Source organism: Rickettsiella endosymbiont of Dermanyssus gallinae, from assembly GCF_019285595.1.
Classification (GTDB): Bacteria; Pseudomonadota; Gammaproteobacteria; order Diplorickettsiales; family Diplorickettsiaceae; genus Rickettsiella_B.
Genome location: NZ_CP079094.1, coordinates 1,435,739 through 1,459,204 on the forward strand (window position 1 = coordinate 1,435,739; position 23,466 = coordinate 1,459,204).

Sequence of the window (23,466 nt, forward strand, 5' to 3'; positions counted from 1 at the left end):
TTGATAGGCGAACGGTATAATACCGCCCTTTTAGGCTTATAAGCCCCGGTGGCACAGATGGATAGCGCGGTCCCCTCCTAAGGGACAGGTCGCCGGTTCGAATCCGGCCTGGGGCGCCATAGAAAGGTTTAATGGTAAGTTCCCGGTTCGAATCCGCTGGAATATCAGAGATTAATGATGAATATTTTATCGATACAGTCACATGTCAGTTATGGTTATGTCGGCAATAAAGCAGCGACTTTCCCATTACAATCACTTGGCTTTGATGTCTGGCCTATTAATACTGTTCAATTTTCTAATCACACCGGCTACGGGGCCTGGCAAGGCGATATATTTTCGCCTGAACATATTCGCTCCCTCGTCAAAGGCTTAGAATCTTTAGGGCTTGCAGGGCAATGCGATGCGGTGTTGTCTGGCTATATAGGTGATAAAGCTATCGGTGAAGTCATCATTGAAACAGTGCAACGTTTTAAAAAGGCTAATCCCAAATTACTTTATCTTTGTGATCCCGTCATGGGCGATCCCGGTGGAAAAGGTTGTTTTGTAAAAGAAGACATTCCGCCTTTTTTTCGTGAAAAATGTTTAGATGTTGCCGACATTATCACACCCAATCATTTCGAAGCAGAAATTCTATGCCAGAAAGAAATCAGCACCCTTGAGCAATTGCAGCAAGCCTGTTCTTTTTTTCATAGTAAAGGCGTTAAGATCGTTGTTATCACTCGGTTACAACTAAAAAAACAGCCCGACTTAGAAAAATATTCTGATTTTCTTTCCGTTAAAAATGCTCAGCAATGCTTGGCCATCGCCCCTGCGTTAAAATTAAGTCATCCGATTAATGGATCCGGCGATCTTTTCTCCGCACTCTATTTAGGTCATTTTTTATTAACTAAAGATCCCTTGCTCGCATTCGAACGCGCCTTGAATACCACACATAAAATAATTGCCGACACGGCAAACGCAAAGCAACGCGAATTAAAAATTATTAATAACTATTGCGATCCATCCCCTAACGCGATTACACTAGAGCCACTCAAACAATAAGGAAGTTTTAAATGAAGCCTCACCGCTTGTACTTATGGACGACCTATCTGATTTTTTCCCGTTATATTAAAAAGCCATGTTAGCATTATGGGATAAAAAGTATATTGCCTATTTATTATGGCCTTTCTCTCTACTGTACCGTGTATTCGTTTTTTTTCGCCATAAACTCTATCAACTTCACATAAAAAAAGTAAACAAGTTCCCAGTTCCCATTATAGTCATTGGTAATATCACCGTGGGCGGTACAGGAAAAACACCGCTCGTTATTGAAGTCGTTCAATTTTTACAAAAAAAAGGCTGGCGTCCGGGGGTTATTAGTCGCGGTTATGGTGGAAAAGCAAAACATTATCCCTGCCAAGTACATGCGCAGAGTAATCCACGCGAAGTAGGTGATGAACCTTTGCTTATCGTGCGGAATACCGGTTGCCCTACTATCATTGATCCCGATCGTAGTCGAGGCGTAAATACCTTACTCGGAAAAAAGAATTGTAATATTGTTGTGAGTGATGATGGACTACAACATTTAGCCTTAGGCCGGAATATTGAGATTGCAGTGGTTGATGGGCAACGCCGTTTTGGTAATGGCTTTTGTCTACCTGCCGGGCCGTTACGTGAACCTATTTCGCGATTAAAAACGGTAGATTTCATTGTAACAAAAGGCAAAGGAACAGCAGGCCCTAATGAGTTCAGCATGTCACTAGTGCCTGAATATTTTTACCAGCTTATCCATCCTGAAGTAAAACAGAACCCTGATTATTTTTATGGAAAAAAACTACATGCAGTTGCCGGCATAGGCAACCCTGAACAATTTTTTAATAGCCTACGCGCATTAGGTTTAACGATTATTGAACACCCTTTTCCTGATCATCACTTTTTCAAACCGCGCGATCTTAATTATGGCAAAGACGCCATCATCTTAATGACAGAAAAAGATGCGGTTAAGTGTGCGGGATTAGTGGATGCTCGACTCTGGTGCCTAAAAGCAAAGGCCTCACTAGACGAAGCCTTTTTTAATAGCTTGCTGAATCGTATTACTCAGATAAATAATAATCCAAAATCTTCTTCACGCTAGTCTTAATATCGGTTTTTGGTTGCCACCCCAAATAATTTTGCGCATTTTTAATCGATGGCACCCGACGGTCTACATCTTGATAACCTTTTCCATAATAATTATCGGCCGCTACCGTTTGTAATTGCGTGTTCTTGGCTGCATCGGCATATTTTGGATAGCTTTTGACTTGTTCAATTAATAATTCGGCTAATTCTCGAATCGAAATATCATTCTTTGGATTACCAATATTAAAGATACGTTGTGAAGCGGCCTCATTTTCATTCGCAATAATCTTGATTAACGCTTCAATACCATCTTCTATGTCGATAAAAGTACGCCGTTGTTGTCCCCCATTCACTAGTTGAATCGCTTCACCACGTAAAATATTACCCATAAACTGACTCACAACACGTGAACTACCTGGCTTTGGGTTATGTGGATCATCCAATTTTGCCCCCATCCAATTAAACGGTCGGAATAAGGTATAAGATAATTTATCCTGCAAGCCATAAGCATGAATTACTCTATCCAACATTTGCTTACTACACGAGTAAATCCAGCGTGGTTTGTTGATAGGGCCTAATACAAAATTACTCGTTTGTTCATCAAACTCTTCATCCGTACACATGCCATACACTTCGGAAGTAGAAGGAAAAACAACACGTTTTTTATGTTTGACGCAAAGCCGAATGATGCGCAAATTAGCTTCAAAATCCAACTCAAAAACAGCTAAGGGATTGTTAACATAGGTCGCTGGCGTTGCGATCGCCACCAGTGGTAAAACAACATCACACGCCTGAACCTGTTGTTCTATCCAGGCAGTTTCTTGATTGATATCACCACGCTTAAACTGCAGACGTGGATTATCCAAAAAATCAGTGATTTTATTGTCGCCGAGGTCTAAACCAATAAAGTGCCAATCATTTTTAGTCGCCAATGCCTGCTCAAGCAAGCTACTGCCAATAAAACCATTGATACCGAGAATTAATACTTTTAAACTCATATTTTACTACTTTAATGATAAGCCCCATCTAATGGGGCCTACTCTACTTAATTTATGCATAACACTCAACTGCTTGATTGGGATAGCCATATCCTGGGTTTATCGGTTGCAAAAATCCTAACAACACCCCTAACCACACAAGAACTTGAAACGTTGTTACAAACGCTTAAAGCCCAGGGTGTAAAACTGGTTTATTGGCTAATCGACAGTACCGATGCGCTATCTCAACAAGCCGCCCAAGACTGCGCAGGCTTTTTAGCGGATGAAAAACTCAGCTATTGCTTAGATTTGATGACTCTAGCTCCTTTACCACCCGATAAAGGTGTGGAGGTTTATTCTGAATATACGGCAAATGCAGAATTGGAAGCCATTGCTATAGAAATCAGTCAATTTTCTCGCTTTGCTCATGACCCTAAGTTAAGTGCCGAACAAGTTAGCAAGCTCTATAAAGCGTGGATAAACAATGCCTGCCGAAAAATCGTTGCTAAAGCGGTATTAGTCATCAAAGAACAATCCTCCATTGCCGGCATGGTGGTTATTGATGAAAAACAAGCGCGTGGTGACTTAAGTTTAGTCGGTGTTACACCGGCTTATCAGGGGCAAGGCTTAGGGAAACGTTTAGTACATGCCGCACAACATTGGTGCCTTGAGCACGGTTATTTCATTAGCCAAGTGGTAACACAAAAAACAAACCCTAAGGCATGTCGTTTATATGAAAGTTGTGGTTACCAATTAGAAAAAATGGAATATTTCTATCATTTTTGGCTATAAGCGTCTGGAGTGACACCCTTTTCATTTTCTAAAACAGCTAATGTGCCTGAACGGCCATCCACGGTTCCTTGTATTAACTCACAAACAGGAATCCTGTCCCGATGTTCCAAACAACATTGCGCAACAGTTTGTAATGTTTGAAACTCTACACCCTGTTGCTGCGCTTTCTTTAGAAATGTTTCAAAAAAACTCAGATAAGCCATGCCCTCTATTTCGGCATGAATAGTGAAGACATTAACCACATCATCCCGCAATAAACTAAGATAATAATCATCCAGCGAAGCTAACGGAAATTCTGCACGACCGAGTAACTCATCTAAGGTCGGTAAATTGCTTGGAATCTGTAATGTTTTAAACTGTGTTGCGCCGACTTTTGGAAAACAAGGATAAATACCACGTGCATCACTGGCGTAGTATAAATTCGCCGCATCATACGCCGCTAAACTATCAGCATTTGCCTGCCAACCCGCCGCACCTGCCGTTAAAGGCGCATGCAAAAATATTCGCTGAAATTCATCACAGGCTTTTCTGAATTCTTTAAAGACTTCTGAGCTAGACCAACGATGCAAATTATCCTGCCAACGAATATGGTCATAGCAATGAATACCGACTTCATGTCCTGCTTTTTCAGTCTGACGCATAATATCTTCACAACGTCGACCGATATGCGGTCCTGGCCATAGCACGCCATTCAGTAGTGTGCGAAACCCATAAACACCTACCACATTACTACGTGAAACTTTTTTAAGAAATCCAGGACGAAAAATCCGTTTAATGGCTCGCCCGGTATTATCGGGCCCCAAAGAAAATAAAAAAGTAGCGGGAATATCTAACTGTTTAAATAATTGGATGAGGTTAGGAACGCCAATTCGGGTGCCTCGTTCGGTATCCACATCAATCTTAATAGCAATTATACGCTTCGCACTAGAATTTTCGGCGGCGTTCCCGCTCAATTCGCCATCCTCATGTATCATATATACACTCCGGTTGCTTCATTTTCGCGGCGCCTTGCCGAAAATCCCATTGCTGTACGTATATTTTAGTATGTGACATTTTATTGTTTATCCTGTAACGGATTTTCAACAATTTCTTTAATCACATAACGAGGGCGTTGCCGCACTTCCTGATAAATACGGCCAATATATTCGCCCATAATGCCTAAACTCATCAAACAAATACCCATTAAAAAGAATAAGATAGCAAAAAGCGTAAACACGCCTTCGGCTTCGGGGCCAACAAACAAACGGCGTAACAACATATACACGACAAACAAACCACTTAAGCCTGAAATCAAAATACCTATCATGGTAAAAACTTGTAAGGGTAATAAAGAAAACCCGGTCATAAGATCAAAGTTAAGCCGTAATAAACGATATAAATTATATTTAGATTCACCCGCCTCACGTGCATCATGTGCTACAGCAATTTCGGTGGGACTGTTAGAAAGGCTATAAGCCTGCGCCGGAATAAACAGCGAGGTCTCTTTACTGGCTACCATGCGATCAATCAGGGGCCGACTATAGGCCCTTAACATACAACCTTGATCGGTTAAGCGAATCTTTGTCATTTTATAACGCAACCAATTATTGAGCTTTGATGCGTAGCGACGAAAAAAAGAATCTTGACGCTTTTGTCGAACACCGCCCACGTAATCATGCCCTTTTTCTATGGCTTGAACCAACGCAGGAATTTCTTCCGGTGGATTCTGCAAATCCGCATCCAAAGTAATAACTACTTCACCTCGCACGCGCTCAAAACCAGCCATTACGGCCATATGTTGGCCAAAATTACCATTAAAATGAATAATACGAATTTGCTCTGAACGTCGTTGCTGTAATTCATTTAATTTTTCATAAGAATTATCTTTACTGCCATCATTTATAAACAGAATCTCATAAGACTTACCCTGCTTATCCAAACTTGTTATTAAACGTTGATAGAGTTGCTCTAAATTGTCTGATTCATTGTAAACAGGAATAACGATACTTAAATAGGGCGATGTCATTGTTTGTCCTCTTGAGCAAAACCGATTGAATTTTTCAGTATAGGATGATTAGTTAATAAAACATCCTGTGGTGTTGCGGCAACGAAATAAATCGATTTTTTGTTGTTCTTAAAAGATTGATAGAGCACCTTATCAGCTAACATAAAAACTCGCTGATCACTGCCCCATAACGGCCAAAATTTATCTTCTTTCAGCATCCACGCACTGGTATTTTGATGTTGCATACCAAAACCCAACTCACCTTCTACATTAACCGTCATCACTTGCTGGTTTAGATAAAAAGGCAAATCTTGATAATAATTGCCAAAGGAAACTATTTTATCTTGAGAGTGTAATAAAGGTTTTAATATCTGCACTAAAGGTTTAATTGAACGTGTATCGACTCGAGGAATACCGGTTGAAAAAATAATAAAACTAATAGCGCTTCCTAGCGTTAATAAAACAAACGCTGTTTTTACGCGATGTCTTATATAAGAAAATGCCGCCAATAAACTAGCTAACAGAAAAACACTATAACCCGCAACTAAAAAAGGAATACCAGGCTTTGGCAAATCGACAGCAGGATGATGCCATAACCATAACGCACTGAATACACCCAAGGTAGCCCAAAGGCAAGGCAACAAAATAGTACCCCACTTAACACCGGCTTGCTGAGCATGCGTCACTAAATAACGCCCTGTTAACAACGCCACTGCGGGGAAGATCGGTAAAATATAGGGAATTAATTTTGAATGAGAAAGAGAAAAGAAAATAAAAACGATGCTGATCCAAAGCAGTAAAAATACTTGCTTACGCTTCTCTGCGATTTGCTGCCATGTTTTAGGCAAACTGGCCGCGATAGCTTGGAATAAAAAAACAACCCAGGGTAAAAAGCCTGCCAAAAAAATAGGCACAAAAAACCAAACGGGTTGATATCGCTGTGCAATCAATGTTGAATAGCGTAGAAATTGCTGATCAATAAAATAAAATTGAAAAAACTCAGGATTTTTTAGCTGCACCAGAATATGCCAAGGCAAAACGATCGCTAAAAACAATAAGATTCCGCTAGGTAGGAACATCTGCTTGAGCAAACGCCATTGCTGCGTCAACAAAATCCAACTGCCTACGATCATCGCTGGAAATACGATACCAATTAATCCTTTGGTTAACACCGCTAAGGCAGCAAAACTATACGCTAAATAGAATATATAGCGACGTCTACCACCGGGCAACGTATTGACCGCCACTAAAAAAGCCAGCAAGCTACCGGATAGAAACACGGATAAACTCATATCCAGTGTTACCATACGCGCCAAAGTAAAATACAAAAAACTGCTAGCCAAAATCACCGCACTGATTAAACCCGTCTGACGATCAAAGAGCTGTCGTCCCGCTGCATAAAGCAATAAACAACCTAACAAGGCAATCAAGGCATTAGGCACTCGCACGATCCACTCACTAATGGACTTTGTAGCTAAGATTTTATCTCGCTTAGCAAGCTGCTGCGAATGACTTTGTTGATCCAGGTCAGGATGAAATAATTTAATAGAAGCGGCTTGTACCCAATAAAACAGCGGCGGTTTTTCGAAATATTTAACGCCGTTAAGATGCGGGGTAACAAAATCATGCAATACCAACATCTCCCTTGGAACTTCCGAATAGCGTGCTTCATCCGGTGTGCTCAACGGCCTAGATCCCAAAAACAATCCAAATAACAAAACGATAAAGGCGGTTAGTGCTAATAAATCAAAGCACCAAGTTCCCCGCTTACATTGTTGTTGCAGCATTGACATTGATATAGCCCTATTCTAAAGGGGGTGGAGAAAGTAAAGTTAAAAATACATGGACCCCATCTCGCATCTTCAAATGCGATAGGTATAATAGGTCAAATTTATAACGTTTCTGAAAGGGAAAAGCAATGCAAGATCAGACAATCGCCGTTATTTTATCCGGCTGCGGTGCTTTAGATGGCAGCGAAATCCACGAAGCCACCTTGACCCTATTGGCTTTAGACCGCGCGGGCGTCCGCTACCAATGTTTGGCACCGAATATCCCTCAAACGCAGGTTAGCAACATGCTAACTAAAGAAAATTCAACCCAGGCCCAGCGTAATGTATTAGAGGAATCTGCTCGTATAGCACGATGCAAAATTAAAGATATTGCTACCGTGAACCCAACTGATTATGCGGCAGTTATATTTCCCGGCGGCTTTGGCGCTGCACTCAATTTATGTAGCTTTGGTCTTAATAAAGAAGACTATTCCGTTCAAGCGGATGTATTAAAATTCTCTAAAGCGATGATCGATACTAAAAAACCGGCTGGTTTTATTTGTATTGCGCCTGTTATAGCAGCAAAGCTTTACCCACCTGGCATAAAATTAACGATTGGCGATGATAAAGAAACCGCCGCCATTTTAACAAAAATGGGCGTTGAGCATGTGACATGTATCGCAACCGACTGTGTTGTGGACGAAAAGCATAAAGTGGTCAGCACGCCTGCTTATATGCTAGCACATTCAATCAAACAAGCAGCCACCGGTATTGAATGTTTAGTTAAAGAACTTTTACACTTACTCGGACAATGAATCAGATTAACTTAAATACAGATAGCCCCGCTCTCAAACCTATACGTAGCTTTGTACATCGGCAAAACACCTTAAGTAAGGAAAGGAAACGTGCCTTAAGCACACTCTTAAGCGATTATGGCCTGGCTACAAAGAAAGAATTATTAAATCTAGAACAAATTTTTCAGCGCGTAGCACCCACTACCTTAGAAATTGGTTTCGGTATGGGGCACCATTTACTTGAACAGGCACAACGCTATCCCGAACAAAACTTTCTAGGCATAGAAGTCCATCGCCCAGGTATTGCGGCTGTGCTGCTAGGTATCGAAGCACTGCAACTACATAATCTAAAAATATGCCATACGGATGCGATGGAAATCCTAGACAACTGTATTGCAGATAAAAGTTTGCATGCCATCCAAATTTTCTTTCCCGATCCCTGGCCGAAAAGAAGACATCATAAACGTCGACTCATTCAACTACAATCGGCTCAATTACTGCAAAAAAAACTAAAATTAGGCGGTGAATTACAACTGGCGACGGATTGGCAGGACTATGCAGAACATATGCTCGTTGTTTTAGAAAATACATCTGGCCTAAAAAACCGTGCAGAAAAAAATCAATTCTCACCGCGATTATCGCAACGAGCGCTGACTAAATTTGAAAAACGCGGTCAACAATTAGGTCATCAAATCTGGGATTTAGTCTTTTATTCTATAGAATAAAATTTTAACGCGGCAAAAACAAAGTAACCAGGTCGTTGTAAAAACGTTTTCCTCTATCGCTAAGATGAATGTCTGTTTTAGTCACTGCCAGCAGTTCCAATTTTTCCGCCTCAAGCAATGGCGCTGCCAGCGTAGAAAAAGCAAGCCCCGTGCGCTGCTCAAATAACGCGATAGAAATAGGATAATGAAGCCGTAAGGCATTTAACATAAATTCAAATGCTAACTCTTCCTGCGCAATAAATTTCCCCTCCGCTAAAAAACTAGTCTTTCTTCCCAAGTAATCTTTAGGGTTTTTATGTTTCCAGGCACGCATAATCGTTTGATTTTCAGCATCGCTTAGCTTGCTGTGTGCACCCGCACCAATGCCTAAGTAATCACCAAACTCCCAATAATTCCGATTGTGTTTGCATATATAAGGTTCTCGGCTATAAGCAGAAATCTCATATTGTTGATACGCGTTTTTTGTTAGGTGACGTTTAGCTTGTTCTTGTAGCTCCCAAATCGCATCATCAACAGGTAATATGGGTGGTCTTACCGCAAATTCAGTATTCGGCTCTATGGTCAACTGATACCATGAAAGATGACTAGGATCGAGTTCAAACGCTCTATTTAGATCATCTAAACCTTCTTTTAAACTTTGACCAGGCAATCCATGCATTAAATCTATATTAATATTGCTAAAGCCTGCCGCTTTAGCAGCAATAACCGCGTTACCCGCTTCGCTTCCATTATGAATACGTCCCAAAGCTTTCAATTGCTGATCTTGGAAGCTTTGTATACCAATAGAAAGTCGATTAATACCTGCTGCACGATAACCTGCAAAACGCTGGTATTCCACCGTGCCTGGATTAGCTTCTAAGGTAATTTCAATATCCGTATAAAAGGCTAAACGCTTTCTTACTTCATCTAACAAATACTTAATAGCGTCGGGTGAAAACAAACTGGGCGTTCCCCCGCCCATAAAAATACTGATGAGCGGACGAGCTAGCACTTTAGGCAATTGTTGGTCTAAATCTTCAATTAAAGCGTCAATATAAGCTTTTTCTGGCAATTCAGCGCGCAAGGCATGGGAATTAAAATCACAATAAGGACATTTACGCACACACCACGGAAAGTGGATATAAAGCGATAGTGGGGGCGTCTTCAACATAAAGAAAATCAGCTCGATTTTTTGGTATTTTTACGCGTCATTTTAACTTAAATAGGAGAATAGTATAGTTTCGTATCATATAAAAACGTGACCATTCCCCCTTTTTGATAGCGCTCAAAAATCGTTTTTAACTCTGCTAGCATCGCTGCATAGCCTAAATCACCTGCTCTTAAGCTATAAGAAGTCGATAACAGCCTACCTTTAAAACCTTGCCAATCAAATTGTTGGGTATTTTCAAAAGAAGCGGTTCTCATTGCTTGAGGCTGAAAAAATCTATCCATAGCGACTTTATCCATCTTTTTAGCATTCGAGGTGCTGTAGTCTTTACCATATTGGCGTATCAAATCCTCATAATCGCTGACGAGGGCAGATTTTTCAGTGCTTCTTACATTCCAAACCAAAAGTACCCACGCATTAGATTTAGCAATACGCTGAAATTCCTGTTTAGTTTTTTCAGGATCAAACCAATGAAAAGCCGTACCCACCGTTATAAAATCGATGCTTTTATTCGATAGACTAGTCGCCTCAGCACTGCCGACAATACTGTGAAAATGCGGATAGCGCTGTAAATAGGCTTCGCCCGCCTCTCGCATGGCTTGATTAGGCTCCACGCCATAAACACTATTACCATTATCTAGAAATAATTGCGCTAATAATCCTGTCCCTGAACCTATATCCGCGATCACCTTATCTCTGCTCAGTCCGCACTCATCAACCAATATATCTAACACTGCTTTAGGATAGGAAGGCCTATATTTCACGTAATCTTGCACGGTTTCTGTAAAACGTTCAGTGGGTTTAGTCATTATTTAAATACCTTAACCTTTATAAATATAATTGAATTATAGCTATTTAATGACTATCTTTACCAAGTTAATGATTTAAAAGGTTATTTTATGTCCATGAATATAAGTAAGGATAACTTAAAAAAAGCACTCGATCCTTTAGTAAAGGCACCCGAGCATAGCGAAGAAGTTTTACATAGTTTTTATACGCTTTTCCCTAAATATGATATTACGAATGAAAAGCGCATTGCTGCTTTCCTTGCGCAAGCTTCTCATGAAACGGGTGGGTTTAAATGGTTCACGGAGCAAGGCAATAAAAGTTATTTTGATAAATATGAACCTCATACGCCATTAGGCAAACAGCTAGGTAATACTGAATCAGGTGATGGTTACAAATACCGAGGCAGAGGCGTATTCCAATTAACGGGCCGCGCAAACTATAAACATTACAGTGAATTGCTTGGCATAGATCTCGTTAATGATCCAGATAAAGCGTCCAAACCAGCCATTGCCTGTCAAATTGCGTGTGAATTCTGGAAGCAGAATAATCTAAATGCTTTAGCCGATAAAGACGATATGCATGCTATTACTAAGCATATTGAAGGCGGTGCTCAAGATGCCGATAAACGCACACAATCCTATCAATCTGTCTTAAAAACACTGGTATAGAATGTATTTATTATTTACTCATAAAAAATAAATATTAATATCAAACAAAAAATTACCAACACAATTTCCTTATATTGACAATTTATCCTTCATAATACACTCTTATGCCCCAAGGCATAAGACTTGCCGTCGTTTTATAATAAAATTAAATATGATAATAACAAAAAAACTTTTTTATTTATTAAAAATAATTCAATCAAGTGATCACCCAAAACAAGCGTTATTAAGTGAAGAACATAAAAAATTGGTAGCATTACTTGATTCTGGCTTAATCCCCTATTCTTTTCCAAAATCTATTAAAGAATTAAACCCAAATCAAGTTCATAAAACCTTTAACCTCTACACAGATCCAACATTATTTAAAACCGTTATTACTAAAATAGCCGATCAAAAAATAATTGCAGCCCTTTTAAATATACCCTCAGAAATAAGCTTTTCTCTTGAGGAAAAAAATGTCCTTAATGAGCAACTTAGCGTACTTAAACTATTAGCTAATTTAAAACAAGATTTAAAAGAAGTTGCTGAATTTGGCGAACAATATGAAAACCTGCCAAAAAGTTTTTTTGAAAAATATTTTCGAGAGTTACATTATTTAAAATTTACTTTCACTCGACCCATCACGATTGACGATATAGCGTGGCTGCTTCATACCAATATATTTGATTTAATCGCAACGGAACCAGAAATCTTTATTGTAAAACTAACTGATTTTTATCAAAAAATGATCCAGCGCATCAATCAACCGGTTAGCAAAAAAGACTTTAACCAACATTGCCAACTATTACTTGATAAAAAGACGCGAGCAGGCGGGCTATTTAATTATGGGGCATTTTAATCTATTTTAAGCGCTGCTAAAAAACCGCTAAGCATTAATTTAAGCAGACTTTGTATCACACCTTCAAATTCAATTTTTCGCAAAGTCCCTAGGCTCCCTAAATCAAGCGATACACTACGGCGACTCGCTATTAAAAATCATTACTACCGCGCTGTTAATAAGCGCTAAATTATTATGGGTACAAACTATTATTTAGTTCAAATTTTAGGATTGATGACTTTTAGGTAGGTAAGTTATTGAAAAATAAAGGATGCTGGTGCGCCCGGAGAGATTCGAACTCCCGACCACTAGATTCGTAGTCTAGTACTCTATCCAGCTGAGCTACGGGCGCTTTTTACCTGGCGGAGAGAGAGGGATTCGAACCCTCGATGGGGTTTAAAGCCCATACTCCCTTAGCAGGGGAGCGCCTTCAGCCTCTCGGCCATCTCTCCTAGATTGAGGGTGGCGAGTATAGCACTACCAACTATTTTATAAAATAGTTCTGTCCATTTTTTTAGAGTTTATCTTCTTCGCCTAGATCTTCTTCAACAACGTTTCCATCAGATTTTTGTTTTTCTTCTTGAATACGGTGATAGATTTCTTCGCGATGAACAGAAACTTCTTTAGGTGCGTTAATTCCTAATCTTACTTGATGGCCTTTAATGCCCAGTACAGTCACTGTCACATCATCACCAATGATAAGTGTTTCTCCGATACGCCGTGTCAAAATAAGCATCTTTATGATTCTCCTTTAGTTGACTCATTTAATTGACCTATATGTACTACCTAATCCGTTTTTTAGTTAACAAAAAGGGCATCGTACCTACATATAGATATTCGCTTAGCCAGTCTACTAACCAAACCTTAAGGAAAACTTAATAAACTACAAAAATTATCGATATTTTTTAAAAAAGTAAGCCTGCCTCCTAACTAAATTGCTTGAAAATACCGTCATTTGTTTGATTTTTTGAAAATCAAACAAATCCACCCCGATAAAAACACTATTCTTTCCCTAAATTAAACGCATGATGCAATACTTGTATGCCACGAACTACCTGAGATTCATCCACTATCAGCGAAACTCTTAATGCGGTAGATAAGGCTAAAATGATAGCGATCCCTTCAGCGCCTAAGGCATGAAATAGGGTATGCATAATCCCCGGATGCGAATGCAACCCCGCACCCACAATCGAGAGCTTCGCTACCTTTCGATCCCCTACCACGGCTTGTGCATATCCGTCTTTAACTAAGGTTTGCAGTGCGTGTTCTGCTTGCTGATAGTCTGCCCTGGATAAAGTAAACGTGATATCCATACGCGCATCGGAAGTCAGTTGCTGTGTTAGCATATCAATTTCTATACGCGCGTCATTTAATAAGGAAAAAAACCGTGTTAAAGCTTCTTTCTGACAAGACAACCCCTGTATGGTCATCTTAGCTTCCTGACGACTTGCTGTTACACCCGTCACGGTTGCTTTTTCAACGGCAACATCCTCTTCATTGGGATGAATTAAGGTGCCAGCACCTTTACGAAAACTTGACAACACACGTAGTGGCACGCGGTATTTACTCGCCAATTCTACGGCACGATGTTGCACTACTTTTGCACCAGCCCGTGCAAATTCCGTCATCTCAATAAAGCCAATCTTATCTAAACGTTTTGCTTGTGAGACCACATGCGGATCCGCGGTATAAATACCATCCACATCGGTATAAATCTGGCACTCATCGGCTTTTAGAATTGCTGCTAAAGCGGCTGCCGTCGTATCTGATCCGCCGCGACCTAACGTGGTCATATTGCCTTCTGCAGAAATTCCCTGGAAGCCGGCAATGATAGGCACTCTACCTGCCGCAATATCATCTCGTAATACGCTTTCGTCTATATTTAAAATGCGCGCCTTTTTATGATGATTATCGGTATAAATTGGAACATGAAACCCATTATAGGAACGTGCGGGACAGCCTTGTGCCAGCAACGCCATCGCTAGCAAAGCCGTTGCGGCCTGCTCACCGGTTGCCAATAATAAATCATATTCCCTTGCATCAGGCTGATCATTCAAGGTTTTAGCCAGTGAAATGAGTCGATTAGTCTCTCCTTCCATCGCTGAAACGACTACAGCCAATGAATGACCTTGCGCCCGTGTCTCGATAATTTTATTGGCGACGTGTTGAATTCTGTCGATATTACCAACTGAACTACCACCAAATTTTTGTACGATTAAAGCCATTGAAATCTATCTATAAAGTGTTTATTCAATTCTAAGCATAGTTGCCATTTAGATGTGCCTCAACCCAATTTTTCGCACTTTTGAAAGCCATTTCCAAACCTTCACTGTTATCACCACCCGCTTGTGCAAAATCCGCTCGCCCCCCCCCTTTACCACCTATCAATTTTGCCATTTCATTAGCTAATTCATTGGCTTTAATTTGATCGGTGAGCTCTTTAGTCACACTGATAAGAAACTGTGTACGCCCTTGATCAGTGCTCGCCAAAATAATCACCGCACGGTTTAATTTGTTTTTAAGCTGATCCAGTAAATAACGTAATCCTGTTATATCAACACCATTGATTTCGCTCATTAATAATTGAATACCACGTATTTCTACTGCCTGAGAAACCAATTCATCACCCATCATACCCACAACAGAACGCTGCAATTCTTCGATCTGCTTTTGCAAAGATTGCTTAGATTGAATCTCATTTTGTGCTTTTTCGAGCAAATTATCGTTAGAGGCTTTAAAAAGTTTAGCTAATTGTTTCGTTTGTTCTTCTAAGGATGTAATCCAATTTAAGGCGGCTTGACCCGTCACCGCTTGAAGTCGGCGTATACCAGCAGCAATACCTGTTTCACCAATAATTTTAAATAAACCGATATCCCCGGTACGTGAAACGTGGGTTCCACCACACAATTCTTTTGAAAAATCACCCATCGTCAATACACGCACTGAATCGCCATATTTTTCACCAAAAATTGCCATCGCGCCGCCACGTTTTGCTTCTTCGGGTGACATCACTTCCGTTTGGACGGGAAAATTAGCACGAATTTGCTGATTCACCAGATCTTCGATTTCTTTTAAGGTTTCTGAACTGATCGGTTTTGTATGAGAAAAATCAAAGCGTAGACGTTCGGCTTCTACTAACGACCCTTTTTGTATTACATGTTCACCCAAAATTTGCCGTAATGCGGCGTGAAGTAAATGCGTTGCGGAATGATTTAAAGTAATTGCACGGCGTTTAGCCATATCAACGTTTGCATTGACTTTATCACCCTTCTTTAAAGCACCTTTCGTTAATCGTCCTACATGTAAAACAATGTCTCCCTTTTTTATAGTGCCGGTTACTAAAAACTCAGCGCTTTCAGTAACAAGTTGTCCTGCATCGCCTACTTGGCCACCACTTTCTGCATAAAAAGGCGTCTTTTGCAGCACAACATGCCCCTCATCGCCTTCCGATAAGGATTCAACTAATTCATTGCCTTTTAGCAATTCCACAATAGCAACTTTAGTTTGTGATAACTTTTTATAACCGGTAAATTCAGTCGGCGAATTTCCACTTAAGGAAAAAGTAGGTGTTGCCGCAAATTGACTCGCTGATTTCGACTGACTACGTTGCCGTTGCATTTCAGATTCAAAGCCAGGCATATCGATTGTTAAACCACGCTCCCTGGCGACATCAGCCGTTAAATCAACTGGAAATCCATAGGTATCATACAAACGGAAAAGAACGTTACCTGGCAGCTGTTTCTTACCTTTCAGCTTAGCAACTTCTTGTTCAAATAATTTCATACCGTGCGTTAAAGTCCGTGCAAACTGCTGTTCTTCTTGGACGATGATTTTTTCAATGGATCGCTGTTTTCTCTCTAATTCAGGATAAGCCTGGCTCATCTGCTCCGCCAAGGGTTTAACCAGACGATAAAAGAAAGGCTTATCCAAACCCACCTTATGCCCATGCCGAATAGCTCGACGCATAATTCTACGTAAAACATAAGAACGGCCTTCGTTTCCAGGCAAAACCCCATCAGAAATGAGGAAAGCACAAGAACGGATGTGATCCGCTATCACACGTAGTGAAGTATTTGCAAAATCACTGATTCCCGCTTCCTCGGCGACTGCCTTAATAAGCGGCTGGAATAAGTCCGTATCATAATTATTGGTCACGCCTTGCATCACGGCGGCTAAGCGCTCTAAACCCATACCGGTGTCCACAGAAAGCTTAGGTAATGGGCTCAATGCACCATCTGCCGCACGTTGAAACTGCATAAAGACCAGGTTCCAAATTTCCACGTAGCGATCGCCATCTGCTGTAGGAGAACCAGGGGGACCCCCAGCAATACTCGGGCCATGGTCATAAAAAATTTCAGAGCAAGGTCCGCAAGGACCCGTATCGCCCATTGACCAAAAGTTATCGTCGCTGCCACAACGGGAAAAACGTGCGGGGTCGATTTTTATCTCATTCAGCCAAATAGCGGCTGCCTCATCGTCTTCCTCAAAAACGGTAATCCATAACTTCTCGGGCGGAAGTTTTAAGACTTCGGTCAAAAACTTCCAGCTATATTGTATGGCTTCACGCTTAAAATAATCGCCAAAACTAAAGTTCCCCAGCATCTCAAAAAAGGTATGGTGCCTTGCGGTATAACCCACGTTTTCAAGATCATTATGCTTACCGCCTGCCCGCATACAACGCTGACTGCTCGTTGCACGAGAATATGCCCTTTTTTCAAGGCCTAAAAAAACGTCTTTAAAAGGTACCATACCCGCATTAGTGAACAAGAGGCTGGGGTCACGCGCTGGAATTAATGAGGCGGAAGGGACTATCGTATGGCCTTGCCCTGCAAAATAATTAAGGAAGAGTTCACGCAGCGCATTGCTATTCATACCAGGCTCGTCAAAACAAAAGCCAAGAGTATCGCGGCAAGTGATTTTCCTGTCAATAAATTAACGGGTAAGGCATTTTGCAAAAAATCGCTTTGGGGGGCCAAAAGCAGCCGCCTAGCCCAAGCCTTCCGTTCAAATAAAAACGGTCAAATTAAGGTAATTTATGGTATAATTCCCCGTTTTTAACCTATCGCATATGTCGATTAAAAATCAGATTTCCGGGGAAAATACCTTGTCTAGTACAGAGTTTGAAAACGTCTCTACCCTAAATAACCCGATAGAACCCGGGTTAGATGCTAATGCAGAAAATTTAACCCCAGCGGGTGGATCAAGCATGCCAAAACCTACCTATGATTCTTCCAACATTAAAGTCCTTAAAGGCCTCGACGCGGTCCGAAAACGACCGGGGATGTATATCGGCGATACAGATGATGGAACGGGTCTGCATCACATGGTTTTTGAGGTGGTCGATAACTCCATCGATGAATCCTTGGCCGGTCACTGCACCCAAATCGATGTAATCCTCCACAGTGATAACTCCGTGACCGTCAAAGATAATGGACGAGGTATCCCTGTGGATATTCACATGGAAGAAGGCCGATCGGCCGCTGAAGTCATCATGACCGTTTTACATGCGGGCGGTAAATTTGACAGTAATTCCTATAAAGTATCGGGTGGTTTGCATGGGGTAGGTGTTTCGGTGGTAAATGCCTTATCAGAAAAACTGAAATTAACTATACGCCGTAACAATAAAGTTTATGAACAAACGTACTTGTTAGGCGAACCGACTGCACCGCTGGCCGTCACCGGTGAAACACAAGAAAGAGGCACTGAAATCCGCTTTTATCCAAGCAAAGCCATCTTTCAGCACAATAATGAATTTCACTATGACATTCTACTCAAACGCTTACGTGAACTCTCATTCCTAAATTCCGGCGTTGCCATTAATCTCAACGATGAACGTAGCAATGAAGGCATAGAACTTAAATATGTAGGCGGTATAAAAGCATTCGTTGAATACCTAAATCAGAATAAAACCCTGGTACACAAACAGCCCTTTTACTTTACCGCTGAACGTGACGACATGACCGTGGAAGTAGCATTACAATGGAATGACAGCTTCCAAGAGAATATTCTATGTTTTACCAATAATATTTCTCAACGTGATGGCGGTACCCACCTTGCTGGTTTCCGCTCTGCATTAACACGTACTCTGAATACGTACATCGATCGCGAAGCAACGAATAAAAAATTAAAAATTACCACCAGCGGGGATGATACACGTGAAGGACTCACTGCTGTTCTATCAGTCAAAGTGCCTGATCCCAAGTTTTCCTCGCAAACCAAAGACAAGTTAGTGTCTTCTGAAGTCAAAGGTGTAGTTGAAGCCTTAATGTCTGAAAAACTTGAGGAGTTTTTATTAGAAACACCCCAAGATGCCAAAGCCATTGTCGCAAAAATAATTGATGCTGCACGTGCGCGTGAAGCAGCCCGTAAAGCACGTGAAATGACACGTAGAAAAACAGCGCTAGATATTGCTGACTTACCAGGGAAATTGGCTGATTGCCAAGAAACCGATCCGGCACTTTGTGAGTTATTTATCGTCGAAGGAGATTCTGCCGGTGGTTCCGCTAAGCAAGGGCGAAATCGTCGTTATCAAGCTATTTTGCCGCTTAAAGGTAAAATTCTAAACGTAGAAAAAGCGCGCTTTGACAAAATGATATCTTCCGAAGAAGTAGGCACTTTAATCACCGCGCTTGGATGTGGCATCGGAAAAGATGATTACAACCCCGACAAATTACGCTATCACCGTATCATCATAATGACCGACGCGGATGTCGACGGCTCACATATACGTACCTTATTATTAACGCTTTTTTATAGGCAAATGCCTGAGCTATTGCAGCGTGGAAATATTTATATTGCCCAACCACCTTTATACAAAATCAAAAAAGGTAAGCAGGAACAATATTTAAAAGATGATGCGGCCTTACAAAATTATCTGATACAAACCGCATTACATGATGCCGCTTTATATCCAAGCGTCGATGGCTTGCCTATACAAAGTATGGGTTTAGAAAAGCTCGTCACGGATTATCGTAAAGCACAAACGGTGGTACAGCATTTATCGCGACGTTATCCCAGCGATGCGCTACAAAGATTGCTTGATCTGCCTGCTTTATCCACTGAACAACTCAAAGACTCACAGCTTGTATTGAATTGGACCAAACAATGGGAAACTCAATTACAGCAAACAACCAATAATGAAGCGGTTCAGTACCAGATCAGCGTCTATGAAAGCACAGAACGACATGTCTTTTTACCGTGTATCACTAGTAGTTCGCATGGTGTAGCCACAAACTACAAATTTGCATATGAGTTTTTTGAGTCGCCCGAATATCAATGTTTATTGACGATGGCTAGTCAGCTTAATGGTTTAATTGATTCTGGGGCTTATGTTCAACGCGGCGAAAAGAAACAATCCGTCAGTCACTTCAAAGAAGTCTATGAATGGTTACTCGCTGAAGCAAGACGAGGACAAGGCATACAACGTTATAAAGGTTTAGGGGAAATGAACCCAAGTCAGCTATGGGAAACAACCATGGATCCGAATACACGTCGACTATTACGTGTTGCCATTGAAGATGCCATTACAGCGGATCAAATCTTTACCACCTTAATGGGCGATCAAGTTGAACCACGTCGTGATTTCATCCAACAAAACGCGATAGATGCTAACAATTTAGATATTTAGATTATTGTCCGAGGTTTATCCATGAATTTAGAACTTAAAAATAAAGTTGTTTTAATCGCTGGCGCAAGTCAAGGTATTGGTTATGCAACCGCCTTAGCGTTTGCTCGTGAAGATGCACGCGTTGCTATTTGTGCTCGTGATAAAGCGACCATTGAACAAGCAGCAAAAAAAATTCAGGATGAAACTAATGCGGATATTTCAGCAACAGCCGTTGACCTTACTCAAGCAGAAGCTATTCAACATTGGGTTGATTCGGTTCTTAAACAGTTTAAAACCATACACATTTGTATTACCAATGTAGGTGGGCCACCCAAAGGTGCTTTCGTTGATCTAGACGATAAAAAATGGCAGGAAGCCTTTGAGCTAACATTAATGAGCGCTGTGCGTTTATCACGCGCGGTCATCCCCACCATGAAAGAACAAAAATGGGGTCGGATTATTCATCTTTGCTCTTCCTCTGTTCGTAATCCCATTGCAAATTTAGGGCTATCTAATTCAATTCGCTCTGCAGTCGTTGCGCTATCAAAAACACAAGCGGATGAGTTAGCCAAAGATAATATTCTAGTTAATAGTATATTAACCGGTTGGACCCGTACTGAGCAGACGAATCACATTTTAGAAACCATGGCAAAAAATGCAAAAGTGAGCGCAGAAGAAGTTATAGCAAAAAGAGAATCCGTTATTCCCTTAGGTAGAATGGGTAAACCAGAAGAAATTGCTGCACCGATTGTATTTCTTAGCTCAGCTGGTGCTAACTTTATAACAGAATCAACCATCACTGTTGATGGCGGAGAAAGCCGATTTCCTTTTTAGTCGACTAAACCATGCAACCTTTAGCTTATAAACTTTTAACACCTGGCGCAACCGTTGATATCATTGCACCTGCGGGTGGTTGTGCCCCTGAATCACTGGCACAAATAAAAACCTTATTAAAAAACTGGCAACTCACACCTCGTATTTCACCTGAACTATTAGGCGAGGATTTGCTTTGCGCCAATACAGATGAAAATCGTTTTAAACACCTGCAAGAAGCCTTATTCAATGCTGAATCCAGTGCTGTTTGGTGTGTACGTGGCGGCTATGGTTGTACGCGCTTAATTCCTGAGCTATTTAAGCTGAAAACACCTAAAACCAACAAATTATTTATTGGTTTTAGCGATATCACAACACTGCATTTATTCCTCCAACAACAATGGCATTGGCAAACATTGCATGGGCCTTCTGCCAATCAAGTGGCACATGATCGCATTGATACTGCCAGTATTCAGGAATTTAAAAAACTTATTTTTGGAGAACTAAGCCAGCTCGTATTTTCACTGGTTCCACTCAACCCAAAACAGAACCACGCGACGCTGATTAAAGCACCGATAACGGGTGGCACACTGACACTCATACAAACCAGCCTTAGCACACCTTGGCAAATCGATACAAAAGATAAAATCTTATTTTTAGAAGAAGTAAACGAATCTGCTTATCGCATTGATAGAATGTTGCAGCATTTACAACACTCTGGAATTTTACAACACGTAAAAGCTATTTTACTGGGTGATTTCATTGCACCTCAGGACAGCAAGGATGCAACGCTTATACAGGCTGTACTCGCACGTTTTGCAAATGAACAACGTGTTCCTGTATTACATATTCCTGGTATTGGCCACGGAGAAACAAACCGTAGCCTACCCTTAGGCGCTAATACTGAATTAAACTTAGATAAGAAACAACTAACTATAACAATAGGTTAAATAATCATGCTAAACCCCTTCAATCATGCGGGTCTATTCCTTTTTCAATCCCTTTTTGATTTGTATATTTTTATTTTGCTTTTACGTGTTGTATTACAATGGGTGCATACTGATCCACGTAATCCACTGTTTGTATTAGTGGCCAAGCTCACCAATCCGCCACTTAAACCTATTTGTCGCATTATTCCTAATCTTTATGGCGTGGATTTAGCCGCAATTCTACTTTTATTAGGTCTAGAAGCCATTAAAATTGCTTTTCTTGTCTGGCTGCAAGTTAGTGCAACACCTCATTTGGGCGGATTACTTATCCTTGCATTTGCAGAACTTTTAAACCAGCTGATTAATATCTTCTTCTATTCTATTTTAGCTTTAACTATTTTAAGTTGGGTAAGTCCCTTAGCACAGGGTCCTTTGATTGAAATATTGGTACGTATTAGTGAACCTTTAATAAGACCTATTCGAGGCATGTTACCCAATTTTTCAGGTTTTGACTTTTCACCACTGGTTCTGATTATTGGTTTAAAATTATTAACAATTCTCTTAGTACAACCACTGGCACAAATCGGTTCAAGCTTAGCATTGGGAAGTCTGGGTAATTAGTTATCCCTATACCCTGATAATTTACCTACTTACAAGGTTTTGGTTTTGCTGTTCTAGCAAAGCCAAGACCTTGACAGCCTTCGCTACAATCGGATATCCGATGTTTGCTCTTTAATCGTCGCCAAGATAGATAGGGGCAAAACGAGGGTTTTAATTTTGGTAAACACACGAATTGTGCGCTACCACACGTGATGCTCCCTGCACACTGCTGCCATTGTGGTACACGCAAATATTCGGGGGGCAATGCTCTGCGAATACCCCCGATAAGGTGTGCCGAGGCTAAGCTAGGAAGGATTAATAATAAGATGATTAGCAGAGTACGAATGTTCATGTAAAAACCACTCCTTAAACAAACTAATTTTAGTACTGATTTGCTAACGATTAATGCAAAAGCTTAAAAAAATAATTTTTGTTTATGCGTACGACGGTTAATATAAACTTGTCGTAAAGCGACCGCAGCTAAAAACACAAAAAATAGTAATGTCCACATAGGCATACTTAAATTTAAAAAATGCCAATTACCATTTCCGCAATTACTGGATCCTTGGAAAAATAAATCAATTATCTTTTGGAAATAGATAGAACTACTATATTGTGCAAGCGTCGCTTGGCAGCTTGTTAATTGGTCTGAAGGAAAATGCTCTATCCAAAGCTGGCGACTCGCCACCACGGCACCCAAAACAGACAATAGAAAAGTGAGTGTATGCAAACAGCAACGTGTAATTGCTGAAAAATTAAACAGTGCCCCCATTAAAAATAACAGCCCTAAGAGCGTTATTAAAAAGCGCTGAATGATGCATAATGGACAAGGAATAAGCCCTACTCTATATTGTAAATAGCTTGCTATTCCCAAAAATAAAACGCATATAAAAAAAACGATTAAGTCCGTCCAGCGCGTAACGGGTAAATTCATAATGAAACCCTGGCATTAAGTTTAATAA

At 40.7% G+C, this 23,466-nt stretch carries 22 protein-coding genes and 3 tRNA genes; 12 read left to right on the forward strand and 13 right to left on the reverse strand.

Annotated elements, in window-relative coordinates; all coding sequences use genetic code 11:
- Positions 1–42: 42 nt before the first annotated feature.
- The 3 genes from KX723_RS07265 (at position 43) to lpxK (ending at position 2,113) form a co-directional block, all read left to right on the forward strand.
- A tRNA-Arg gene (locus KX723_RS07265) sits at positions 43–119 on the forward strand.
- Between the two features lie 55 nt (positions 120–174).
- Positions 175–1,041 (forward strand): pyridoxal kinase PdxY, encoded by an 867-nt coding sequence (pdxY, locus tag KX723_RS07270; RefSeq protein WP_218813714.1) that lies wholly within the window; start codon positions 175–177, stop codon positions 1,039–1,041.
- A gap of 76 nt (positions 1,042–1,117) precedes the next feature.
- A complete protein-coding gene (lpxK, locus tag KX723_RS07275) occupies positions 1,118–2,113 on the forward strand; it encodes a tetraacyldisaccharide 4'-kinase (RefSeq protein ID WP_218813715.1) in 996 nt (331 codons plus the stop codon).
- Here the strand turns inward: lpxK and KX723_RS07280 are convergent.
- Positions 2,073–3,095, reverse strand: a complete 1,023-nt coding sequence (locus KX723_RS07280; protein ID WP_218813716.1) for a bifunctional UDP-4-keto-pentose/UDP-xylose synthase — start codon at positions 3,093–3,095, stop codon at positions 2,073–2,075. The two genes, lpxK and KX723_RS07280, sit on opposite strands and share 41 nt — an antisense overlap.
- Positions 3,096–3,149: 54 nt before the next feature.
- Here KX723_RS07280 and KX723_RS07285 point away from each other — a divergent pair, with 54 nt between their 5' ends.
- A complete protein-coding gene (locus KX723_RS07285; protein ID WP_218813717.1) occupies positions 3,150–3,866 on the forward strand; it encodes a GNAT family N-acetyltransferase in 717 nt (238 codons plus the stop codon).
- Here KX723_RS07285 and KX723_RS07290 read toward each other — a convergent pair.
- From KX723_RS07290 to KX723_RS07300, 3 genes are all read right to left on the reverse strand, one after another.
- The gene (locus KX723_RS07290) at positions 3,851–4,840 is read right to left on the reverse strand and encodes a 4-deoxy-4-formamido-L-arabinose-phosphoundecaprenol deformylase (RefSeq protein ID WP_218813718.1); all 990 of its coding nucleotides are present in this window, start codon (positions 4,838–4,840) and stop codon (positions 3,851–3,853) included. The two genes, KX723_RS07285 and KX723_RS07290, sit on opposite strands and share 16 nt — an antisense overlap.
- 80 nt (positions 4,841–4,920) lie before the next feature.
- Complete coding sequence (locus KX723_RS07295) at positions 4,921–5,871, reverse strand: glycosyltransferase (RefSeq protein ID WP_218813719.1); 951 nt, start codon at positions 5,869–5,871, stop codon at positions 4,921–4,923.
- Positions 5,868–7,643 carry a glycosyltransferase family 39 protein gene (locus tag KX723_RS07300; protein WP_218813720.1) on the reverse strand — a complete coding sequence of 592 codons (1,776 nt, stop codon included), beginning with the start codon at positions 7,641–7,643 and terminating at the stop codon, positions 5,868–5,870. Before KX723_RS07300 ends, KX723_RS07295 begins: the two co-directional genes overlap by 4 nt.
- 125 nt (positions 7,644–7,768) lie before the next feature.
- Between KX723_RS07300 and elbB the strand changes: the two genes are divergently transcribed.
- Together elbB and trmB are read left to right on the forward strand one after the other, a co-directional pair.
- Positions 7,769–8,434 carry an isoprenoid biosynthesis glyoxalase ElbB gene (gene elbB, locus KX723_RS07305; protein ID WP_218813721.1) on the forward strand — a complete coding sequence of 222 codons (666 nt, stop codon included), beginning with the start codon at positions 7,769–7,771 and terminating at the stop codon, positions 8,432–8,434.
- Positions 8,431–9,138, forward strand: a complete 708-nt coding sequence (trmB, locus tag KX723_RS07310; protein WP_218813722.1) for a tRNA (guanosine(46)-N7)-methyltransferase TrmB — start codon at positions 8,431–8,433, stop codon at positions 9,136–9,138. Before elbB ends, trmB begins: the two co-directional genes overlap by 4 nt.
- Positions 9,139–9,142: 4 nt before the next feature.
- Here the strand turns inward: trmB and hemW are convergent, their stop codons facing one another.
- Positions 9,143–10,288, reverse strand: a complete 1,146-nt coding sequence (hemW, locus tag KX723_RS07315) for a radical SAM family heme chaperone HemW (protein ID WP_218813723.1) — start codon at positions 10,286–10,288, stop codon at positions 9,143–9,145.
- Between the two features lie 47 nt (positions 10,289–10,335).
- Positions 10,336–11,094: a class I SAM-dependent methyltransferase gene (locus KX723_RS07320; RefSeq protein WP_218813724.1), complete on the reverse strand. Its 759-nt coding sequence runs from the start codon at positions 11,092–11,094 to the stop codon at positions 10,336–10,338.
- Positions 11,095–11,184: 90 nt separating this feature from the next.
- Between KX723_RS07320 and KX723_RS07325 the strand changes: the two genes are divergently transcribed.
- A complete protein-coding gene (locus KX723_RS07325) occupies positions 11,185–11,742 on the forward strand; it encodes a glycoside hydrolase family 19 protein (protein ID WP_218813725.1) in 558 nt (185 codons plus the stop codon).
- Between the two features lie 151 nt (positions 11,743–11,893).
- On the forward strand, positions 11,894–12,577 hold the full coding sequence (locus tag KX723_RS07330) for a hypothetical protein (RefSeq protein WP_218813726.1): 684 nt from the start codon (positions 11,894–11,896) through the stop codon (positions 12,575–12,577).
- Positions 12,578–12,831: 254 nt separating this feature from the next.
- Here KX723_RS07330 and KX723_RS07335 read toward each other — a convergent pair.
- The 5 genes from KX723_RS07335 to alaS all read right to left on the reverse strand — a co-directional run bounded on the left by KX723_RS07335 (position 12,832) and on the right by alaS (position 17,428).
- A tRNA-Arg gene (locus KX723_RS07335) sits at positions 12,832–12,908 on the reverse strand.
- Positions 12,909–12,916: 8 nt separating this feature from the next.
- Positions 12,917–13,008 (reverse strand) — tRNA-Ser (locus KX723_RS07340).
- Positions 13,009–13,070: 62 nt separating this feature from the next.
- Positions 13,071–13,292, reverse strand: coding sequence for a carbon storage regulator CsrA (gene csrA, locus KX723_RS07345; protein ID WP_218813727.1), 222 nt, complete (start codon positions 13,290–13,292; stop codon positions 13,071–13,073).
- A gap of 265 nt (positions 13,293–13,557) precedes the next feature.
- Positions 13,558–14,781: an aspartate kinase gene (locus KX723_RS07350; protein WP_218813728.1), complete on the reverse strand. Its 1,224-nt coding sequence runs from the start codon at positions 14,779–14,781 to the stop codon at positions 13,558–13,560.
- 31 nt (positions 14,782–14,812) lie between these two features.
- Positions 14,813–17,428 carry an alanine--tRNA ligase gene (gene alaS / locus KX723_RS07355; RefSeq protein WP_218813729.1) on the reverse strand — a complete coding sequence of 872 codons (2,616 nt, stop codon included), beginning with the start codon at positions 17,426–17,428 and terminating at the stop codon, positions 14,813–14,815.
- Between the two features lie 334 nt (positions 17,429–17,762).
- On the opposite strand from alaS, the gene gyrB reads away from it, so the two are divergent.
- Genes gyrB through KX723_RS07375 form a run of 4 tightly spaced genes read left to right on the forward strand, consistent with a single transcriptional unit; the run spans position 17,763 to position 22,525 of the window.
- Complete coding sequence (gene gyrB / locus KX723_RS07360; RefSeq protein WP_246562598.1) at positions 17,763–20,183, forward strand: DNA topoisomerase (ATP-hydrolyzing) subunit B; 2,421 nt, start codon at positions 17,763–17,765, stop codon at positions 20,181–20,183.
- Positions 20,184–20,204: 21 nt separating this feature from the next.
- Entirely contained in the window at positions 20,205–20,996 is a 792-nt protein-coding gene (locus KX723_RS07365; RefSeq protein WP_218813731.1) for an SDR family oxidoreductase, read from the forward strand.
- 11 nt (positions 20,997–21,007) lie between these two features.
- Complete coding sequence (locus KX723_RS07370; RefSeq protein WP_218813732.1) at positions 21,008–21,925, forward strand: S66 peptidase family protein; 918 nt, start codon at positions 21,008–21,010, stop codon at positions 21,923–21,925.
- 6 nt (positions 21,926–21,931) lie between these two features.
- Positions 21,932–22,525 (forward strand): YggT family protein, encoded by a 594-nt coding sequence (locus KX723_RS07375; protein WP_218813733.1) that lies wholly within the window; start codon positions 21,932–21,934, stop codon positions 22,523–22,525.
- Between the two features lie 25 nt (positions 22,526–22,550).
- On the opposite strand, the gene KX723_RS07380 is transcribed toward KX723_RS07375, so the two are convergent.
- Together KX723_RS07380 and KX723_RS07385 are read right to left on the reverse strand one after the other, a co-directional pair.
- Positions 22,551–22,856: a hypothetical protein gene (locus KX723_RS07380; RefSeq protein WP_218813734.1), complete on the reverse strand. Its 306-nt coding sequence runs from the start codon at positions 22,854–22,856 to the stop codon at positions 22,551–22,553.
- 63 nt (positions 22,857–22,919) lie between these two features.
- A complete protein-coding gene (locus tag KX723_RS07385; RefSeq protein ID WP_218813735.1) occupies positions 22,920–23,438 on the reverse strand; it encodes a disulfide bond formation protein B in 519 nt (172 codons plus the stop codon).
- Positions 23,439–23,466 lie beyond the last annotated feature (28 nt).

What these genes read in the sequence shown, in the direction of transcription:
- pdxY (WP_218813714.1), top strand. Translation starts at nt 175, where the DNA reads ATGATGAATATTTTATCGATACAGTCACATGTCAGTTATGGTTATGTC.
- lpxK (WP_218813715.1), top strand. Translation starts at nt 1,118, where the DNA reads ATGTTAGCATTATGGGATAAAAAGTATATTGCCTATTTATTATGGCCT.
- KX723_RS07280 (WP_218813716.1), bottom strand. Translation starts at nt 3,095, where the DNA reads ATGAGTTTAAAAGTATTAATTCTCGGTATCAATGGTTTTATTGGCAGT.
- KX723_RS07285 (WP_218813717.1), top strand. Translation starts at nt 3,150, where the DNA reads ATGCATAACACTCAACTGCTTGATTGGGATAGCCATATCCTGGGTTTA.
- KX723_RS07290 (WP_218813718.1), bottom strand. Translation starts at nt 4,840, where the DNA reads ATGATACATGAGGATGGCGAATTGAGCGGGAACGCCGCCGAAAATTCT.
- KX723_RS07295 (WP_218813719.1), bottom strand. Translation starts at nt 5,871, where the DNA reads ATGACATCGCCCTATTTAAGTATCGTTATTCCTGTTTACAATGAATCA.
- KX723_RS07300 (WP_218813720.1), bottom strand. Translation starts at nt 7,643, where the DNA reads ATGTCAATGCTGCAACAACAATGTAAGCGGGGAACTTGGTGCTTTGAT.
- elbB (WP_218813721.1), top strand. Translation starts at nt 7,769, where the DNA reads ATGCAAGATCAGACAATCGCCGTTATTTTATCCGGCTGCGGTGCTTTA.
- trmB (WP_218813722.1), top strand. Translation starts at nt 8,431, where the DNA reads ATGAATCAGATTAACTTAAATACAGATAGCCCCGCTCTCAAACCTATA.
- hemW (WP_218813723.1), bottom strand. Translation starts at nt 10,288, where the DNA reads ATGTTGAAGACGCCCCCACTATCGCTTTATATCCACTTTCCGTGGTGT.
- KX723_RS07320 (WP_218813724.1), bottom strand. Translation starts at nt 11,094, where the DNA reads ATGACTAAACCCACTGAACGTTTTACAGAAACCGTGCAAGATTACGTG.
- KX723_RS07325 (WP_218813725.1), top strand. Translation starts at nt 11,185, where the DNA reads ATGTCCATGAATATAAGTAAGGATAACTTAAAAAAAGCACTCGATCCT.
- KX723_RS07330 (WP_218813726.1), top strand. Translation starts at nt 11,894, where the DNA reads ATGATAATAACAAAAAAACTTTTTTATTTATTAAAAATAATTCAATCA.
- csrA (WP_218813727.1), bottom strand. Translation starts at nt 13,292, where the DNA reads ATGCTTATTTTGACACGGCGTATCGGAGAAACACTTATCATTGGTGAT.
- KX723_RS07350 (WP_218813728.1), bottom strand. Translation starts at nt 14,781, where the DNA reads ATGGCTTTAATCGTACAAAAATTTGGTGGTAGTTCAGTTGGTAATATC.
- alaS (WP_218813729.1), bottom strand. Translation starts at nt 17,428, where the DNA reads ATGAATAGCAATGCGCTGCGTGAACTCTTCCTTAATTATTTTGCAGGG.
- gyrB (WP_246562598.1), top strand. Translation starts at nt 17,763, where the DNA reads ATGCCAAAACCTACCTATGATTCTTCCAACATTAAAGTCCTTAAAGGC.
- KX723_RS07365 (WP_218813731.1), top strand. Translation starts at nt 20,205, where the DNA reads ATGAATTTAGAACTTAAAAATAAAGTTGTTTTAATCGCTGGCGCAAGT.
- KX723_RS07370 (WP_218813732.1), top strand. Translation starts at nt 21,008, where the DNA reads ATGCAACCTTTAGCTTATAAACTTTTAACACCTGGCGCAACCGTTGAT.
- KX723_RS07375 (WP_218813733.1), top strand. Translation starts at nt 21,932, where the DNA reads ATGCTAAACCCCTTCAATCATGCGGGTCTATTCCTTTTTCAATCCCTT.
- KX723_RS07380 (WP_218813734.1), bottom strand. Translation starts at nt 22,856, where the DNA reads ATGAACATTCGTACTCTGCTAATCATCTTATTATTAATCCTTCCTAGC.
- KX723_RS07385 (WP_218813735.1), bottom strand. Translation starts at nt 23,438, where the DNA reads ATGAATTTACCCGTTACGCGCTGGACGGACTTAATCGTTTTTTTTATA.